Origin of the sequence: Pantoea sp. V106_11, assembly GCF_029967885.1 — a bacterium.
Classification (GTDB): domain Bacteria; phylum Pseudomonadota; class Gammaproteobacteria; order Enterobacterales; family Enterobacteriaceae; genus Pantoea; species Pantoea ananatis.
On sequence record NZ_JASCAK010000026.1, the window covers coordinates 134367 to 153226 of the forward strand.

Annotated in this window: 12 protein-coding genes; all 12 read left to right on the forward strand. The window is 54.3% G+C overall.

Translation table 11 applies throughout. From position 1 onward, the window contains the following. The first annotated feature begins 49 nt into the window (after positions 1–49). The 12 genes from dppB (at position 50) to hmsP (ending at position 18669) form a co-directional block, all read left to right on the forward strand. Entirely contained in the window at positions 50–1069 is a 1020-nt protein-coding gene (dppB, locus tag QLG08_RS09695) for a dipeptide ABC transporter permease DppB (protein ID WP_014607013.1), read from the forward strand. 9 nt (positions 1070–1078) lie between these two features. Next, a complete protein-coding gene (gene dppC / locus QLG08_RS09700) occupies positions 1079–1981 on the forward strand; it encodes a dipeptide ABC transporter permease DppC (protein ID WP_013024030.1) in 903 nt (300 codons plus the stop codon). 12 nt (positions 1982–1993) lie between these two features. Further along, entirely contained in the window at positions 1994–2980 is a 987-nt protein-coding gene (gene dppD / locus QLG08_RS09705; protein ID WP_013024031.1) for a dipeptide ABC transporter ATP-binding protein, read from the forward strand. Beyond that, entirely contained in the window at positions 2970–3998 is a 1029-nt protein-coding gene (gene dppF, locus QLG08_RS09710) for a dipeptide ABC transporter ATP-binding subunit DppF (protein ID WP_014607012.1), read from the forward strand. Before dppD ends, dppF begins: the two co-directional genes overlap by 11 nt. Positions 3999–4830: 832 nt before the next feature. After that, on the forward strand, positions 4831–5418 hold the full coding sequence (bcsO, locus tag QLG08_RS09715; RefSeq protein ID WP_112900565.1) for a cellulose biosynthesis protein BcsO: 588 nt from the start codon (positions 4831–4833) through the stop codon (positions 5416–5418). Next, positions 5409–6212: a cellulose biosynthesis protein BcsQ gene (gene bcsQ / locus QLG08_RS09720; protein ID WP_013024034.1), complete on the forward strand. Its 804-nt coding sequence runs from the start codon at positions 5409–5411 to the stop codon at positions 6210–6212. The genes bcsO and bcsQ overlap by 10 nt, the downstream gene beginning before the upstream one ends. A 54-nt stretch (positions 6213–6266) precedes the next feature. Further along, complete coding sequence (gene bcsA / locus QLG08_RS09725) at positions 6267–8372, forward strand: UDP-forming cellulose synthase catalytic subunit (protein WP_014607010.1); 2106 nt, start codon at positions 6267–6269, stop codon at positions 8370–8372. Next, complete coding sequence (gene bcsB / locus QLG08_RS09730) at positions 8369–11176, forward strand: cellulose biosynthesis cyclic di-GMP-binding regulatory protein BcsB (RefSeq protein ID WP_238492871.1); 2808 nt, start codon at positions 8369–8371, stop codon at positions 11174–11176. Before bcsA ends, bcsB begins: the two co-directional genes overlap by 4 nt. An 11-nt stretch (positions 11177–11187) precedes the next feature. Continuing rightward, positions 11188–14994, forward strand: coding sequence for a cellulose biosynthesis protein BcsC (locus tag QLG08_RS09735; protein ID WP_014594992.1), 3807 nt, complete (start codon positions 11188–11190; stop codon positions 14992–14994). Then, positions 14994–15440 (forward strand): cellulose biosynthesis protein BcsD, encoded by a 447-nt coding sequence (gene bcsD / locus QLG08_RS09740; protein ID WP_013024038.1) that lies wholly within the window; start codon positions 14994–14996, stop codon positions 15438–15440. Before QLG08_RS09735 ends, bcsD begins: the two co-directional genes overlap by 1 nt. A 9-nt stretch (positions 15441–15449) precedes the next feature. Beyond that, on the forward strand, positions 15450–16454 hold the full coding sequence (locus tag QLG08_RS09745; RefSeq protein WP_014607007.1) for a glycosyl hydrolase family 8: 1005 nt from the start codon (positions 15450–15452) through the stop codon (positions 16452–16454). Positions 16455–16659: 205 nt separating this feature from the next. Next, positions 16660–18669 carry a biofilm formation regulator HmsP gene (hmsP, locus tag QLG08_RS09750; protein ID WP_112900562.1) on the forward strand — a complete coding sequence of 670 codons (2010 nt, stop codon included), beginning with the start codon at positions 16660–16662 and terminating at the stop codon, positions 18667–18669. Positions 18670–18860 lie beyond the last annotated feature (191 nt).

The following is an 18860-nucleotide window of genomic DNA, read 5'->3' on the forward strand; positions in this document are numbered from 1 at the left end:
AATGTTATCTCTGGCCAGGGCCAGGGGAAAACGACTGAGAATTACGCCTATGCTGCAGTTCATACTCCGGCGTCTGGGGCTTGTCATCCCAACGTTCATCGGTATTACATTATTGACCTTCGCGTTTGTGCACATGATTCCGGGCGATCCGGTGCTTATCATGGCAGGCGAGCGCGGTATTTCCCCTGAGCGCCATGCTGAATTGATGGCGATGATGGGGCTCGATCAACCGCTGTGGAAGCAGTATCTGCACTATATCTATGGCGTTCTGCATGGGGATTTAGGCATTTCACTGAAAAGCCGCATTCCTGTGTGGACCGAATTTGTTCCGCGCTTTAAAGCTACGCTGGAACTGGGCATCTGCGCCATGATGTTTGCCGTATGCGTAGGGATCCCGGTCGGCGTCATGGCTGCGGTGAAACGTGGCTCGGTGTTTGATCATACCGCGGTGGGCATTTCACTGACCGGCTACTCAATGCCGATTTTCTGGTGGGGCATCATGCTGATTATGCTGGTATCTGTTCAGCTTAATCTCACGCCCGTTTCCGGACGTGTTGCAGATACCGTGTTCCTGGATGACAGCCATCCGCTCACCGGTTTCATGCTGATCGATACGTTAATCTGGGGTGAGCCTGGCGACTTCAAAGATGCGGTCATGCATATGATTCTGCCCGCTATCGTGCTGGGTACGATTCCGCTGGCGGTCATCGTACGTATGACGCGTTCTTCCATGCTGGAAGTGCTGGGGGAAGACTATATCCGTACGGCGCGTGCGAAAGGCCTGACGCGTATGCGCGTCATTGTCATTCACGCGCTGCGTAATGCGATGTTGCCGGTTGTCACCGTTATCGGCCTGCAGGTCGGTACGCTGCTGGCAGGCGCAATCCTGACTGAAACCATTTTTTCCTGGCCGGGCCTTGGCCGTTGGTTAATCGAAGCGCTGCAACGCCGTGACTATCCCGTTGTGCAGGGCGGTGTGTTACTGACGGCTATTCTGATCATCCTGGTCAACCTGCTGGTTGATCTGCTGTATGGCGTGGTGAATCCGCGCATACGCCACAAGAAATAAGGGGGCATCATGTCTGTTGTTGATCCCGCAAGCGTAAATGTTGCACCCAAGCCGATGACCCCGATTCAGGAATTCTGGCACTATTTTAAACGTAATAAAGGCGCAGTAACGGGCCTGGTTTATATCGTGTTAATGCTGTTGATCGCCATCTTTGCTGACGTCCTGGCACCGCACGGGCCGGCGGAGCAGTTCCGTGACGCTCTGCTGCATCCGCCTGTCTGGCAGGAAGGCGGAAGCTGGAGCTATATCCTTGGCACTGACGACGTGGGTCGCGATATTTTGTCGCGTCTGATGTATGGCGCCCGCCTGTCATTGCTGGTTGGCTGTATGGTGGTCGTACTGTCGCTGATTTTTGGCGTCATTTTTGGTTTGCTGGCCGGGTATATCGGCGGTGCGGTAGATGCCACCATTATGCGCCTGGTCGATATTATGCTGGCGTTGCCCAGCCTGCTGTTGGCGCTGGTGCTGGTCGCCATTTTTGGCCCGTCGATTGTTAATGCGTCCATTGCGCTAACGTTTGTCGCGCTTCCCCACTATATCCGTCTGACGCGCGCAGCGGTGCTGGTTGAAGTGAACCGGGACTATGTGACGGCTTCCGGTGTAGCGGGGGCAGGCATGTTGCGTCAGATGTTCGTCAACATTTTACCTAACTGTCTGGCACCGTTGATCGTTCAGGCTTCATTAGGCTTTTCCAACGCCATTCTCGATATGGCGGCGTTGGGCTTTCTCGGAATGGGTGCGCAGCCGCCAACGCCGGAGTGGGGCACCATGCTCTCCGACGTCTTACAGTATGCGCAAAGTGCCTGGTGGGTGGTGACGTTCCCTGGATTAGTCATTCTGCTTACCGTGCTGGCATTTAACCTGATGGGCGATGGTTTGCGTGATGCCCTCGACCCGAAACTCAAGCAGTAAAGAGGCACCGAGATGGCATTATTAAATGTAGATAAATTATCGGTGCATTTCGGCGACGATAAGGCACCGTTCCGCGCAGTTGATCGCATTAGCTACCAGGTTGAGCAAGGCCAGGTGGTGGGCATTGTTGGCGAATCCGGCTCGGGTAAATCCGTGAGTTCTCTGGCCATCATGGGATTGATCGATTTTCCCGGAAAAGTCATGGCGGAAAAACTCGAGTTCAATCAACGCGATCTGAAGCGGATTTCTGAAAAAGAACGTCGTCAGTTAGTGGGCGCCGAAGTTGCAATGATTTTTCAGGACCCGATGACCAGCCTGAATCCCTGCTATACCGTGGGCTACCAGATCATGGAAGCCATCAAGGTGCATCAGGGCGGTAATAAAAGCACCCGCCGCCAGCGGGCAATTGACCTCCTGAATCAGGTGGGGATTCCCGACCCCGCTTCGCGTCTGGATGTTTATCCTCATCAGCTTTCGGGCGGGATGAGCCAGCGCGTGATGATCGCCATGGCTATCGCCTGTCGTCCAAAGCTGCTGATTGCTGACGAACCCACAACCGCGCTGGACGTCACAATTCAGGCACAGATCATTGAGTTGTTGCTGGATCTGCAAAGGCAGGAAAACATGGCGCTGATCCTGATTACTCACGATCTGGCGCTGGTAGCGGAAGCCGCACACCACATTATTGTGATGTACGCCGGGCAGGTTGTGGAAAGTGGCAAAGCGACGGATATCTTTAAAGCGCCGCGTCATCCTTACACCCAGGCACTGCTCAGGGCGTTACCGGAATTCGCGGCGGACAAAGCACGGCTGGCCTCATTACCCGGTGTCGTGCCTGGAAAATACGATCGTCCGTCAGGCTGCCTGCTTAATCCGCGCTGCCCTTATGCCAATGACCGCTGCCGTAAAGAAGAACCTGAACTGCGGACGATTCCGGGACGTCAGTCCAAATGTCACTATCCGCTGGACGATGCCGGGAGACCAACTTATGAGTCCTGATAATACAAAGCACGAGTATCTGCTGCAGGCTATCGACCTGAAAAAACACTATCCGGTGAAGAAAGGATTGTTTGGTCAGGAACGCCTGGTTAAAGCGCTGGATGGCGTCTCTTTTAATCTGGAGCGCGGTAAAACGCTGGCGGTTGTCGGAGAGTCTGGCTGCGGTAAATCCACACTGGGCCGTTTACTCACCATGATTGAAACGCCAACAGAAGGACAGCTTTACTGGCACGGTCAGGATTTGTTAAAACACGATCCCCACGCCCAGAAGCTGCGCCGGCAGAAAATTCAGATCGTCTTTCAGAATCCGTATGGTTCTCTGAATCCACGCAAAAAAGTCAGCCAGATCCTGGAAGAGCCGCTGGTTATCAATACTTCGCTCAGTAAAGCGGAACGTCGCGAGAAAACGCTGGAGATGATGGCCAAGGTAGGATTGAAAACCGAGCATTACGATCGTTATCCCCATATGTTTTCGGGTGGCCAACGTCAGCGTATTGCCATTGCCCGTGGCCTGATGCTTGAGCCAGACGTGCTGATTGCTGACGAGCCGGTTTCAGCACTGGACGTGTCCGTACGGGCACAGGTGCTTAATCTGATGATGGATCTGCAGCAAGAGATGGGGCTGTCCTATGTGTTCATTTCTCACGATTTATCCGTGGTCGAGCATATCGCAGATGACGTGATGGTGATGTACCTGGGGCGCTGCGTGGAAAAGGGCAGCAAAGAGGCGATTTTTGCCAATCCACGTCATCCTTACACCCAGGCGCTACTTTCTGCCACGCCGCGGCTCAATCCTGATGAGCGTCGTGAACGTATTAAGCTGACCGGGGAACTCCCCAGCCCGCTGAATCCACCGCCCGGTTGCGCATTCAATGCCCGCTGCCGGCGTCGTTTTGGCACCTGTGTCCAGCTGCAGCCCCAACTCAAGCAGTATGGCGACCAACAGATAGCCTGCTTCGCGGTTGACCAGGATGAAAACCAGCTAACGGCATCAGTTGAGTCTGCCAGCCAGCCTTAATCAGTGACAGGCGGAATCCTCGTGGGGTTAACCACAGGGATTCCGCCATCACCGCCGTACGTTCATTTCGTTATTCTGTCTGTTTAACAACACAACGTTTTCATTCGCCTTCGCCTGTGAAAGTCCAGCAACGTGCGATGTGCGTTCCAGATTCCGTGCCACATCCTGCCGGTGAAACGTCCTGCCTGGGCGCTGCTGCTGCGCGTCCGAAGCCTGTTCATCAGCGTTCGCACCGGCACAATCATTAGCGGGTCGTCATAAGGGAAAACGAGAGGTCTTCACCCTAATTGATACATTAGCGACATGAACAGGGGCGTTTTCAGTGCCAGCGTTCTACTGTAGCAGGATGAAGTCGCTTTATTTTTTTACCCCGTGGATGGATTAAACAAACCGACCCCTGAGATAAATGTCCTAAAAGATAATGATTTCAACAGCGATCGGTTTTTTAATTAGCGATAATTAGCAGGGTAATACTTTACCAGCCGTAATTTGAAAACACGGAATCTGTCCAGGGAAAAGGCACACCAGCCGGTAAAATGCCGAACCGAACGAAATTTTTTTTGCCTAAAAATACAAAGGGTTGGAACAGCGGCTATCCTGATGTAAGCGATCGCTAAGATGTTAATCACCTGTGAAAATATTTAACTTAAGATGGTCTCAACAATTTTTACGGATATATGTGAAATAGTACTCATTTTTTGCTAAAGAGTAGTGATTAGTATTAAGCTTTCTTATTGAATTCGTCGGTTTTGTAATCAGAATTATCTCACTGTGTTTAAATTATTATGATATATTCCTGGAAAAATCCCCCCTTAGTTGTAGGCCAGGGTCTATGAAAAATTACGACGACTTGCAGCGTTTTAAGGAAAAGACAAAAACGCTCGACATCGCCTTTCAGGATATGTCAGGCCAATCGCAGGAAGCGGCGGATAAAAGCAAATGGTCTCTCATTCGTCAACTGGCGAGCGAAGACCAGCACATGCCTTTTAGTGGGGGACAACGTATTGATCTGCCTCAGCCCCAGCCGATTCAGGGTGACGAATTCAGCATGCCTGAGGTGACGGAGCGTTCTCAGCCTGTCACGCCGCCTGCTGCTGTGTCTTCGCATTCTATTATGGATAGCCTGACCAATAGCGAACCCGATGTTGACGTTGTGGCGCCCGTTGCCCCTTCTTCTGCCTCACCTCTCTTCCCGGCTCCCTCCGCGCAGTCTGTTGCACAGGATGCGGTGAGGGTTTCGCCCGTAACTGAGAAAGAAACGTGGATACCACAGGTAACGGCGCAGCCGAATACTGGCGTTCCTGCCACAGATCATAGCCGTTTTAGCGGGCTCTTCCGCGCGCGCAGCAGTGGGTCAGAAAATTTACCAAAAGAAACGTTATTAAAACCGCTACTGGAGAAGATTGCCTTATGCCGTTAGTTTGTGTGTGCTCGCCCAAAGGTGGGGTGGGGAAAACGACGTTGGCAGCGAATCTGGCCTGGAGTCTGGCCCGTTCAGGTAGCAAAGTGTTAGCAATCGATTTTGATGTTCAGAACGCCCTTCGCCTTCATTTTGGCGTGCCGCTGCACGATGGACGCGGCTTTGTTGCGCGCTCGGAGGAACAGGCGGACTGGAGCCAGTCTATTCTGACTACCGGCGGAAATATTTTTGTCCTGCCCTACGGCAACGTGACCGAATCCCAGCGCGAACGGTTTGAAGAAAACCTGACCAAAGATCCTCACTTCATTAAGCGCGGCCTCGACACGTTACTGAACTATCCCGGTCTGGTCATGGTCGCGGATTTTCCGCCGGGCCCCGGCCCTGCGCTTAAAGCGATAAAGACCTTAGCCGATATGCATCTGGTCGTGATGTTGGCCGATACCGCCTCAGTATCGTTATTACCGCATATTGAAGAAAATCGCCTGATTGGTCAGCCGCTGAACAGTAAACACGGACATTATTTTGTTCTGAATCAGTGCGACAATCGCCGGAATATTAATCGTGACGTGACGGCTTTTATTCAGCAACGTCTTGGCGATAATCTTTTGGGCCAGATTCATCGCGATGAAAGTGTGGGTGAAGCGAATGCCTCACAGCAATCTGTTTATGATTTCAGCCCGTCATCCGCCGCTGCCTTTGATATTGAACTGATCGCTAAACGCGTCGCCAGTATTCTGAATGTCAATGTAGGGAATGGCGAAGTTCAGGCACAGATTCACACCAGCAACTATTAAATGTAATGACCTGGCCAGGCCAGGTTTAAAAAAACAGCTCTTTCAGGGTGGAACATGGGTAAAATCGGGTTTTACCTGCTGCTGCTGGTGCTTGCACCTGTTGCTGCGGTGATCATTATCACGCCAATGGATAGCCAAAAGCAGTATATTTTTGGCTTGATAAGCATCGGTATGGTGTTTTTATTGGGGGTCAGTAAAAGCCGTAAAATAACGGTCGTAATGGTTATTCTTTCCGCCCTGATGTCGTCCCGATATATATGGTGGCGAACAACGGAAACCCTGTATTTTAATTCTGAAATCGAAGCGATACTTGGCATCGGCTTATATATTGCTGAGCTGTACGTCTGGCTGATTTTAATCCTGGGTTTCCTGCAGACCACATGGCCATTAAAACGTACTATTGAACCCTTGCCAGAAGACACCCACTTATGGCCAACGGTCGATGTCTATATCCCGACATATAATGAAAGCCTCGACGTGGTGCGCGACACGGTTTTGGCTGCCCAGTGCATCGACTATCCACGCGATAAAATTAAGGTTTACCTGCTTGATGATGGTAAACGCAGAGAATTTGCCGTTTTCGCTGCCGATGTGGGAGTGGGCTATATCACTCGTGATGATAACAGCCATGCTAAAGCGGGTAATCTTAATCACGCGATGAAGATTACCAAAGGGGAGCTGATTTGCGTCTTTGACTGTGACCACGTCGCCACCCGGACTTTCCTGCAGGCAACGGTGGGGCCGTTTTTGAAAGATCCTAAGCTAGCACTGTTGCAGACGCCACACTACTTTTACTCGCCGGATCCGTTTGAGCGTAACCTGAGTGCCGCTCGCAGTATTCCTAATGAGGGATCGCTGTTCTATGGCCCGGTTCAGCAGGGTAACGATAACTGGAACGCGACCTTCTTCTGTGGTTCCTGTGCCGTAATTCGTCGTTCAGCCCTGGAAGAGATCGGCGGCTTCGCAGTAGAAACGGTTACCGAAGATGCGCACACCGCGCTGAAAATGCAGCGTCTGGGTTGGGGATCCGCGTTTCTGGCGATTCCGCTGGCTGCTGGCCTGGCGACAGAGCGCCTCGGGCTGCACGTTATTCAACGTACGCGCTGGGCCCGTGGTATGACGCAGATTTTTCGCGTGGATAACCCGCTGTTCGGCCGTGGCTTGAAATGGCAACAGCGGTTGTGCTACCTGAATGCCATGTTGCATTTCCAGTTTGGTCTGCCGCGAGTGGTCTTCCTGACCGCGCCGCTTGCCTATCTGCTGTTTAATCTGAATATCATCCATTCGTCGGCGTCGCTGATTTTCGCCTACGTTTTGCCGCATCTTGTCCTCTCCTTGTATGTTAACTCACGCATGAATGGCCGTTTCCGCTACACCTTCTGGGGTGAAATCTATGAAACGGTCATGTGCTTTCATCTGGTCATCCCGACTATCCTCACGTTGCTTTCACCCAAACACGGAAAATTTAACGTGACGGATAAGGGCGGCGTACTGGACCAGGGATTCTTTGATTTCCATATCGTTCGTCCTCACGTCATCGTTGCCTTTCTGCTCAGCATCGGCATTGTGGCGGGCATCGTGCGCGCCACCATGCATGACTATTTTGGCGTGGATCCCTACGTGATTGCGCTCAACGTCGGGTGGGCAGTCTTTAGCTTAATCATTTTGATGGCAGCCATTGCCGTGGCACGCGAAACCAAGCAGGTACGAAAAACGATTCGTATCGAGGTACAGATTCCGGCCATTATCCACTATGCCAGCGGCATCTCATCCCGCACGATGACCAGCGATCTGTCGATGGGCGGCGCGAATCTGGATGCGCCAGATAATCGTCATGAGCACGATACGATTGAAGAGATCGATCTGATACTGAAATCAGGCACCATTACTATCCCGGCGACCAAAATATCGGGCGATGAAGAAAGCATTCGTCTGAGCTTTGGTGCCATGCCGTTGGCACGTCGCCGCGAACTGGTGCGCGTGGTACTGGCGCGTGCCGATGCGTGGATCCAGCCTGAATATAAGCAGGACAATCCGTTAACCTCTCTGGGCACCATCATTCGAACGGTTTTTGAACTGTTCTGGCTGACCTGGCGAGATCGTCGTGAGAAGCGTAAGAGCGGCCCAGACGTTGCGACGAAAGAGGACAGCGCAGTATGAGGATCTTGATACAGTCGATGCTGGCCGGTTCTCTCTCGGCGGTGCTGTGGGTCATTCCGGCCTCGGCTGAAACGCCCCTCGCAGATAACAGTATGGTGCCAAACAGCAGCGCGGCTCCAAACAGCAGTACGGTACCGAATAACAGTGCGGCTCCGAGCGACAGTGCGGTACCAAATAACAGTGCGGCTCCGACCGACAGTGCGGTGCCAAATAACAGTTCGGTACCGAATAACAGTGTGGCGCCAAATAACAGCGCGGCCCCGGGCAGCGACCCTGCACTTAGCAGCCAGATCACGCCTGCGGACAGCAGTGCGGCGGATAACCGCTCGGCATCGAGTGTTGCGACTGGCGCGCCTGAGAACAGTACGGTATCTGCCAGCCCGACGGCGCCCGTTAAGGGTGCCGCCGTTGCCGATTCGGCCACACAGATCGGAGAAAAGGTTCCCGCAACGGCGGATGCACAGCCTGCCGGCAGCGCTTCGCCCGTCACTCAGGACAGCAGCGCGTTATCCAGCGTGCCACCGCCAGCCGGCCTCGGTAATGCGGAAACGGGTCTGGAGGCCGCCGCAGGCGAAACGCCCTACAGACCAGGCCAGGCCGCTTCCTCCGTCGACACAACCTCAATGGTCAGCAGCATGCTCAACCAGCCGGTGAGCAGCACGCTAAACGTGGCACAGATGGGACAACGTCAGGGCATTACGCTGACTGGCGGACAACTGCAGTCAGGCATCATTTTTACCCTACCGGGCGACGAGGTGGTGACCAACGCGCGTCTCAACCTGTCCCTGCGCGTTTCCCAGGCGCTCGCCGCGCGCAATACCTCATTGCAGCTGATGTTAAACGGACAGCCGCTTGGCACGCTGCCGCTGGGGTCGGGTGACAGCGATGAAAGCGATTATCAGCTGGACATTCCGGCAGCGATGATTGTGTCCAGTAACAATTTGAGTTTCAAAATTAACGACGCGGACAAGCTGCTGTGTGAAAAAGACAGCGCAGAGCAGTACCAGGTCACTATTCTGCCTAAAACGATGCTGAGCCTTGAAGGCCAGCAGTTAAATATTGGCACCAGCCTGCGTAATTTCCCGCGTCCATTTATCGATCCTCAGCGTATGACTGCGGCTGACGTGACGTTTAGCTTTGCCGACAATGTCACGCCGGATACGGTGACTGCGGCGGTGCTGGTGGCCTCCTGGTTGGGTATTCAGAGTGATTATCGTGGCATCCATTTTCCTGTCGTGCGCGGTAATCTGCCGGAAAAAAACGGCATCCTGTTTGGTCATCCTGGTGACAGGATCGGTACGCTAACCTTCCCAGCCAGTCGTGGTCCATCCCTGCAGATGGTCGATAATCCGGGTAATCCGGTTTATAAGCTCCTGCTGGTCAGTGGCGAAGATGAAAGTCAGCTGCGCCAGGCCGCTTATCGTCTGACCACCCAGCCACTGGCGACCGATAGCAACAGCATGCAGGTCAAACCGCAGTCCATTGTCCTGCGCAGTCCTTACGATGCGCCGCACTGGATCAATACGACGCATCCCGTGCGACTGAGTGAACTGCTGCGTAAAGATCAAAGCCTGACGGCGACCGGCATCTGGCACGATGCTATGCGGGTGAATTTCCGCGCTGCACCCGACCTGTTCCTCTGGGATGGCGATACGGTCCCACTCTATTTGCACTACCGTTTCCCGTCGGAAAACTGGATTGACGAAAAAAACTCGCTGCTTAACGTCACGTTGAACGGCACGTTTTTGCGCAATCTGACGGTGAATAAAGTGGGCTTACTTGAAAGCGCCTGGCATCGCTTAGGGGGAGATGCGCGTCAGGAACATTACCAGATTAACCTTGATCCCTATTTGATTTATGGCGACAACCAGTTGGCGCTTTATTTTAACATCAAGCCTAAAGCCGATGCGCCCTGCGGCGTTTTGCTGAACAACAATATCAAAAGTCGAATCGAAGACGATTCCTGGATTGATCTCAGCCACACGCGGCATTTCAGTATGCTGCCCAATCTCTCCTATTTTGTGGGTGCCTCTTTCCCGTTTTCCCGGCTGGCTGACTTTTCGCAAACCACGCTGCTGTTGCCTGAAAATCCAAGCGATGCGGAGATCTCAACACTGTTAAACCTGTCTGCCAGGGCAGGAAATGCTACCGGCGTGGCGCTGGCACAAAATCAGGTTCTGTTTGGTCTGCCAGTCGGCGGCAATAACCTGGCTCGCGTTCAGCAAAGTGACATACTGGCAGTGAGCACGACAGGCAACAGTGCGTTTAACCAGGCGATGCTGGCGAACTCCCCGTACGAGGCCAACGGCAGTGCGTTAGGGGTTAAAGAGCCGTCTGCGCTCGAAAAATTACGTAGCTGGCTGGTGGGCGACTGGTATCGCCAGCCGCTGGATGCCGATCGCTACTTCTCTTCGAATGAGTCCTGGCGTGGGTTTCTGAGCTACCGCTCAATGTGGAATCCGGATCGTCTGGTGGTCATGGCAGTGGCGACCAGCGACGATCAACTGCTGCGCCTGCACGGTGATTTAGGCTCGGCCCGCATCAACGCGGCGGTACGCGGTGATACGGCGATTATCACCGATGAGAACGGTATCCGGAGTTTCCGGGTGGGGCCACAGTTCCCTAGCGGCGAGATGCCGTGGTACATGATGGTGGTGTGGTACGCGAATCAGCATTCGGTATTAATGGCGCTGGCTGCACTGCTGTTCTCCGCCATCGTGGGGAGTGCCGCGTGGGTGATGCTGAAACGACATGCGTCGCGGCGTCTACAGTCAAAACACAATCGCGATGCCGGTAAGAAGTAAGGGTCATCATAATGAATAAAAACCAAATCAGTGCCGGTATCTGTCGTGCGTTGTTACTGGGCGGGGCGCTCTCGCTGTCTTTGCCATTGCAGGCGGCGGAGAGCAGCAACCCGGCCTTGCAGGCGCTCTTTGATCAGGCGGCCTACTGGCATCAAAAGGCTCATGACGACCTGGCGAAAGCGTCACTGCAAAAAGTGCTCATGGTTGAGCCGAACAATACTCAGGCGCTTTATCTGCTGGCGCTCTATTCGCAACAAAGCGGTGACAACGCAGGAGCGATGCAGTATCGCACGCGTCTCAGTCAGGTTTCACCTGACAATCCGCACCTTGCTGAACTGGATAATGCCCGTCAGTTGCAGACGATTCCCCAGGCGCAACTCTCGCTGGCCCGTCAGCAGGCCAGAAGTGGAAATATTGCGGCGGCCTTGCAGACCTGGCGCAATACCTTTAGCGGCAACGAACCGCCCGCCAGCGTGGCTGCCGAATATTATCTGACCATGGCCGGCGATCGCACGCTGCTGCCACAGGCGATTGAAGCGTTGCGCGAGTTTTCAGCCCAGCATCCTCAGGATACGGGGGCCAAACTGGCGTTGGGCAAGGCGCTGACTTATCAGGACTCGACCCGACGTGAAGGCATTGACTTGCTGAGTACGCTGGCAAGTGGCAATCAGGATGCCGATCGTTCTCTTCGTCAGGCGCTGTTGTGGCTGGGTCCACAGGCATCGGATGCCTCGCTTTACCAGACCTGGCAGCAGCGACATCCCCAGGATAATGCGGTAATGGACTATTACCGCAAGAACGTGGGCGGAGCCGAAAAAGGCGCGGGATTTAGCGCGCTTAACAGCGGCGACGTGAACACGGCAGAAAGCAATTTCGGCAAAGTGTTACAGGCTAACCCGCAGGATGCGGATGCGCTGGCCGGGATGGGATACGTCGCGCAGCGAGAAGGCCGTTATCAGGACGCAGCGGATTATCTGCAGCGCGCGGCGCAACTGGGTGGCGATCAAAGCGCCGATCGCCAGAAGCAGGCTGCTGATGCGCGTTTTTATGCGCAGTTAGCCAGCGCCCAGCAGGCCTTTAAAAATGGCGACAGCGCGCAGGCACTGGCGCTGAGCGAACCGCTGACGCATGCCGAAGGTGAGAAGGGCGTTGCGGCCGGCTTATTCCGTGCCGATATTTTGCGCCGCAGTAATCAGCCCGATCAGGCAGAGCAGGCTTACCGCGCGATTCTGAAAACCGATCCCGATAACCGGAGCGCACGCGAAGGATTGTTCTACGTGCTGCGTCAGCAGAACCGCAGCGCTGAAGCCAATACGTTACTGGCCTCATTGCCGGAAAGCGTCAGGCAAAGTGTGGCGCCGCGAGGCAGCAGCGTTGATCCGATTCGCCAGCAGGCGAAACGTCAGGTCGCGGCAGGCAATATCAATGCCGCGATTGCCACCCTGCAGCAAGGTATCCAGCGTTATCCGCAGGATGGCTGGTTACGCCTCGACCTCGCCCGCCTTTATCGCCAGCAAGGGAATACCCTGCTGGCGGCAGGCGTCATGCAGCCGGTGATGCGGAGTGGTGCCAGCACCACGGAACGCTATGCGGGCGCTATCAACGCCAGTGAAAGTGGAGCCTGGCAGCAGGCAAGTTCCCTGTTGGCGGGTATCCCTGCCCGCGAGCAAAACCGTGATATGCGGGAACTGGCGCAGCGTGTGAATTTCAATTTGCAAATGGCCACGGCCGACCAGTATCTGGCGCAAGGATCGAATGCCGCAGCGGCAAACACGCTGAAAGCGCTGGCGGTGAATCCGCCTGATAATCCTGTTGATGCCGGGAACCTGGCACAAAAGCTGGCCAAGGCCGGCGATATCAACAGTGCGGTGGCGGTGGTTCGCGGAAATATGCAGCGCGGTGTTCAGGGGAATGCCGGAGATTATGCCGCTCAGATAGCCGTACTGAATCAGGCCGGGCTGGACAATGAGGCACAACGTTTTCTTAGCCTGCCCGAACTGCAGACACGCAGTACACCAAAGCAGCTGGCAGAGATACGTGAAGGTTACCTGATTAACGACGTTGATCGGCTGCGACAGCAGAAGCAGTATGCAGCTGCCTACGATAAGCTGATTGGTGCACTGCAGCGCGATCCGCAGAACCGTGATTTGATGTTCGCCATGGCCCGTCTGTATCAGGACGGCAAAATGAATAAAGACGCGGGCGTCGTCTACGACTATTTGATGACCCAGGATACGCCATCCCAGGATGCGCGCGTTGGCGCAATCAATGTCGCGCTGGCACAAAATAACGTGCAGCGTGCCAATGAGCTGGCAAAAGGACTGACGTCTAGCCAGACGCCACAGCGTCAGTTGCTCCTGGCGCAGGTCGCCGAGGCCAATGGCGATCACATGCAGGCCATGCGCTATCTACGCTCGGCGCGCGGTCAGATTATTGGTTTGCAAGGCGCACAGCCGGGTGCCACGCCGACCATTGGCGGACTGGCCCTGGCCGACAATCCCTTTATCAATCGCAGTACCTCGCCCGTGGGGCGCACGCCGTCCAGCTATGGCACCGTGCTGCCGTGGCAGGTTGCGCCGGTATCCGCAGAGGGCGCGCAGGAGGGCACCCTGGCCAGTGCCAACACGGTTTCCTCTCAGCAGGCTCAGACGCTGCACGATGTTGACGCCATGATGGAGACGTTGCAGGAAAAGACCGGCACCTGGGCGCAGGGCACCGTGCAGGTGCGCGGGCGTGACGGTGAGTCAGGGTTGAGTCAGTTAACGGAAGCCAAAGCACCGCTGACCTTCTCTACCGTGCCCTTTGGCGATGCGCGTTTCAACTTTACCATGACACCCGTTTCACTCACGGCGGGTAGCGGTGCAGGCGATGCCTGGCGTCGCTTTGGCACGAATGCGCTGGAGCAGGGCAAAGTGGTCGCGGCCGGTCTTGCCAAAGTTGACGATGTCCCGACTGCCACAACTGATTCGCAAAGCGCATCCGGTGTGGAGCTGAATCTTGCCCTTCAGGGCGACAGCTATAAAGTCGATCTGGGCAGCACGCCACTGGGCCAGGATCTCAATACGCTGGTGGGAGGGGTGCAATGGTCGCCGAAACTCACGGATTTCCTGACGCTGATTCTGACCGGTGAGCGCCGGGCTATTACCGACAGCCTGCTGTCTTACGTTGGCGCGGAAGACAAATCCAGCGGCAAACGTTGGGGTAATGTCACCAAAAACGGCGGCAATGCGCTTCTGAGTTATGACAACGGCGATGCCGGATTATTTGTCGGGGCAGGCGCTTACAGCTACGTGGGGAATAACGTGGCCAGTAACAATAACCTGCAAGCCAATGCGGGTGTTTATGTCCGTCCTTTCTATGCTGACGATCGTGAACTAAAGGTCGGCATGAGCCTGTCCTGGATGAATTTCTCGAAAAACCTCAGCTACTTTAGCTATGGTCAGGGCGGTTATTTCAGCCCGCAGGACTATGCGTCGATTTCTTTCCCAGTCGACTTCTCACGCACGTTTGACGATCTTAAAGTTAACATTGGCGGCGCAGTGGGTTACCAGAGCTACAGTCAGGATAAGAGTGCTTATTTCCCGGGCGATGCGGGCCGTCAGGCGCAGCTGGAGCAGCTGGCTGCCAATGGCAATGTGAAAAGCGCCTTCTATGAAGGCAACAGTAAAAACGGTGTAGGTTATAACCTGCATGCGGGCGCGGATTACAAAATTGATAAAGATGTCACGATTGGCGGACAGCTGGGTTATGACACCTTTGGTGACTATAACGAGAGCACGGCGCAGCTCTATTTCCGTTATTTATTCGGAGAGAAGTAATGAGTGAAGCATTTAGCGGGATGACCCACCCGTATCAGCCTGGCTGGTTTGATCTGGTCAGCGTTATGGTCGAAGGAATGATCGCCAACGCAGGCCAGGAGCAGGCGGAGGCGTTTCTGCACAGCATGGGCGAATCGCTGGCGACACGCTATCCTTTACCTGAATCGCGTACGGTGCAGGATTTCGAACGAGAAGTGAACCTGCAGCTGGCCCGGTTCAGTTGGGGATTTGTGCAGTTACAGCCGCAGGAAAACGCCCTGTTGATTAAGCATCATGCTCTGCCTGTCGGCGACAGCACACAGTCGGTCGCTCACTGGCAGGCGGCATTGAGCGCCATCCTGGCGGGGATGTTTTCTGGCTGGCTTCAGGGCCAGGGCGGCAGTAAAACCGTACCGGTTGTGCTGGAGCTGAACGATGGTCATACCATGCATTTTCGATATCAATAAGGTGCTCTGATGAGAGTTAAGCCAGTGTGGTCCGGTATTCTGGTCTTGTTTATGATGTTTTTCAGCACCCAGGCGATGGCAAGTGGTTGGGATACCTATAAAAGCCGCTTTCTTCAGTCAGACGGACGCATTATTGATACGGCAAATAATAATGTCAGTCACACGGAAGGCCAGGGTTACGGCATGTTGCTGGCGGTTGCTTATAACGATCGCGCGACCTTCGATAAACTCTGGAAGTGGACGCGCACGAACCTGCGCAATCCGCAAAACGATCTGTTCTACTGGCGCTACATTCCTGATGCACAGGATCCTGTCGCGGATAAAAATAACGCGTCCGATGGCGATGTGCTGATTGCATGGGCGTTGCAACGGGCTGCGCAAAAATGGAATGCAAGCGATTATCAGCAGGAATCGGACCGCATTCAGCGTGCGATAGTCAAACTCGATGTGACGAACTTCGGTGGCTACACCGTAATGATGCCGGGCGCGCAGGGATTCAATAAGAACAGCTATGTGGTTTTGAATCCCTCTTATTTCCTGTTTGTCGCCTGGCAGGAGTTCGGCCAGCGCAGCCATTTGCAGGTCTGGAACAAGCTGATTGACGGCGGGATGGCGCTGCTGGGCAAGATGCATTTTGGCAACAGCGATCTGCCGCTTGACTGGGTCGCGCTGAACGCCGACGGCTCCGTCGCGCCCGCGGTGGGTTATTCAAATCGCTTTAGTTACGATGCCATCCGCGTGCCGCTGAATATCTGGTGGTACGATCCGCAAAGCCTGGCGCTGGGGCCTTTCCAGCGACTCTGGCAGGGCTATGGTCGTATGAATACGCCGGCCTGGTTTGATGTGCTGGCCAATACGGCGGCGCCTTACCATCTGGAAGGCGGCTTGCTGGCGGTACGTGATTTGGTGCTCAACGAAACAGGCTACCTGAGTGACAAACTGTCTCCTGAGCAGAACTACTTTTCTGCCAGCCTGCAGTTACTGACCTGGATGGCTTATCAGGAAAAGCGTTGATCGTGGCCTGAACACAGACGGCAGCATTCCTTCACGGTTCCACATTGAGGGGATGCTGCTGAGGCAACTCTCTTTTTGTTACTTCCTCCTTTCTGAATCGTCTGCTTCCGCCCCCTTAAGCCACAAAATAACACTGCAATAGGATATACTTGACGCGCTTTTCCAGACGGATATCTACGCTCTTAGCGAGCCGGGAGTAAAATTTTTGCGCGTAAGCCGATCACTGACGATAAAACAGATGGCAGCCGTTTCTCTGATTGCGACGGTCACCATCAGCATTTTTATCGTTATTCAACTGTTCCATTTTGTGCAGCAGCGCAGGATCGACTACGCCCAGCAAATGGAGAATATCGCGCATACCGTGCGTCAGCCGCTGTCTGAAGCCGTCCTGAAAGCCGATATTCCCCAGGCCGAACGCATTCTTCACTCTCTTAAGCCGGCAGGCATCTTATCGCGCGCGGATGTGGTGTTGCCCAATGCTTTTCAGGCGCTCCACGCGAATTTTGAAAACGAAAAGCCGATTCCCAGGCTGGTGGCCCGTCTGTTTGAGCTGCCGGTGCAAATCACGCTACCGCTCTATTCGGTGGAACATACTGGCTTACCTAAGCCGCTGGCCTATCTGGTGTTACAGGCCAATTCAACGCGTGTTTATCAGTTTATCCTGAGCACGCTCTCGACGATGATCATCACCTACCTACTGCTGGCGCTGATACTGTCGGTCTCGATCAGCTGGTGCATCAACCGGTTAGTGGTGCATCCACTGCGGCGAATTTCGCGTGAGATCCAGGAGTTGCCGCCCCAGTCAATCCTGACGCACAAACTCACCCTGCCTGCCGATCATCGCGACGATGAAATTGGTATGTTGATTCGCAGTTATAACCGCAATCAACACGTGCTGGAGTCCATCCACGATGAGATGAGCCGGTTAACGACGCACTTTGCCGTTACCGATCTGCCTAACCGGGCATTGTTTTTAGCACTGTTGGACCAGTTTATCTCTTCCCGGAGACAGCCTTTTAGTTTGATGGTCATTCGCATTGAAACGCTGCAGGAAGCCAATGGCGTATTAAGCGACGATCAGCGCGATACGCTGATGTTGACGCTGGTCGAGAAAATTCGCAGCACCATTGATGACCACACTGTCTTAGCGCAGACCACAACCAGCGATTTCGTTCTGTTGATGAAATCGGCCAATAACCCGTTTCGCGCCCTGCGTCTGGCCCGTAATCTGATGATTCGCCTAAACCAGCCCGTCAATCTGCATCAATTGCAGCTACGGCCTAACGCCAGCATCGGCCTGGCATTAGGTGAAGAGGGCGAGTCGATGGGCGCCGGTGAGATGCTGGACAGAGCGACCTCGGCCATGATGTCAGCACGCCGTCAGGGCAAAAATCAGATCCTGTTTTTTGATGCCGCGTTAACCGAGCGTGCGCAAAAACGATTGACCCAGGAACATGATATTTTACAAGGCCTGCACGACGAACAGTTTGCCCTTTATCTGCAGCCTCAAATCGATATGCAGACCGGCAGGTTAGCCGGTGCGGAAGCGCTGTTACGCATGCGTCAGGCCGACGGCAGCTATGGCTTACCCGAAGAATTCATTGCCAGTGCTGAAGAGATCGGGGTGATTTCCGCCATTGGCCGTTGGGTCGTTGAGGAAGCCTGTCGCATTCTGGCGGGCTGGCAGCGTCACGGCGTAACGGTGCCGCTGAGTATCAATATTTCTGCCGTACAGTTACGCGATGCCAGCATCGTCAGCCATTTGCACGCTCTGCTTGAGCGGCATCGCATTGCGCCCGGTTCTCTGGTGCTGGAGATTACCGAAACCGCGCAGATTGGCGATGCCGAGCAGGCTATTTCTCTGCTGAGAATGTTGCAAAAAACCGGTGTTGCCGTCGCGCTTGATGACTTTGGGATGGGCTATTCCAACCTGAACTATCTGCACCAGTTTAAGTCATTGCCAGTCAATAAGCTTAAAATGGACCGCAGCTTCGTGGCCGCCTTACCTGAAGATGACACCATGGTGCGCATCGTTGCGGCCATTGCGGATATTATCGATCTGGATGTGATTGCTGAAGGGGTGGAAACCTGTGAGCAGCGTGACTGGCTGCTTGCGCGTGGTATCACGATTGGTCAGGGTTATCTCTACTCTGAAGCCCTGCCGCTGGCTCAGTTCAATGCGCAATGGGTTCCCTCACCTCAACCGGAGGATTAACCCTCTGATTCCTTGATTTTGCAAGAATTTTAGTTACAAAACCCCTTGCTGAAGCGTTTCAGTTCAGAATTACGCTTGTATCATTTCCCCTGACTTTGCAGCCCTGTATTAATCACGTAAACAGAGTGTTATTTTCTGTCCACTGTCTGGCCCGGCCTGCCTCGCCAGCCAGTCACAATAAAAAATCCGAC

Coding starts and splice junctions, on each gene's coding strand:
- bcsB (WP_238492871.1), top strand. CDS start 8,369: ATGAGGATCTTGATACAGTCGATGCTGGCCGGTTCTCTCTCGGCGGTG.
- dppC (WP_013024030.1), top strand. CDS start 1,079: ATGTCTGTTGTTGATCCCGCAAGCGTAAATGTTGCACCCAAGCCGATG.
- dppF (WP_014607012.1), top strand. CDS start 2,970: ATGAGTCCTGATAATACAAAGCACGAGTATCTGCTGCAGGCTATCGAC.
- bcsA (WP_014607010.1), top strand. CDS start 6,267: ATGGGTAAAATCGGGTTTTACCTGCTGCTGCTGGTGCTTGCACCTGTT.
- QLG08_RS09735 (WP_014594992.1), top strand. CDS start 11,188: ATGAATAAAAACCAAATCAGTGCCGGTATCTGTCGTGCGTTGTTACTG.
- QLG08_RS09745 (WP_014607007.1), top strand. CDS start 15,450: ATGAGAGTTAAGCCAGTGTGGTCCGGTATTCTGGTCTTGTTTATGATG.
- dppD (WP_013024031.1), top strand. CDS start 1,994: ATGGCATTATTAAATGTAGATAAATTATCGGTGCATTTCGGCGACGAT.
- dppB (WP_014607013.1), top strand. CDS start 50: ATGCTGCAGTTCATACTCCGGCGTCTGGGGCTTGTCATCCCAACGTTC.
- bcsD (WP_013024038.1), top strand. CDS start 14,994: ATGAGTGAAGCATTTAGCGGGATGACCCACCCGTATCAGCCTGGCTGG.
- bcsO (WP_112900565.1), top strand. CDS start 4,831: ATGAAAAATTACGACGACTTGCAGCGTTTTAAGGAAAAGACAAAAACG.
- bcsQ (WP_013024034.1), top strand. CDS start 5,409: ATGCCGTTAGTTTGTGTGTGCTCGCCCAAAGGTGGGGTGGGGAAAACG.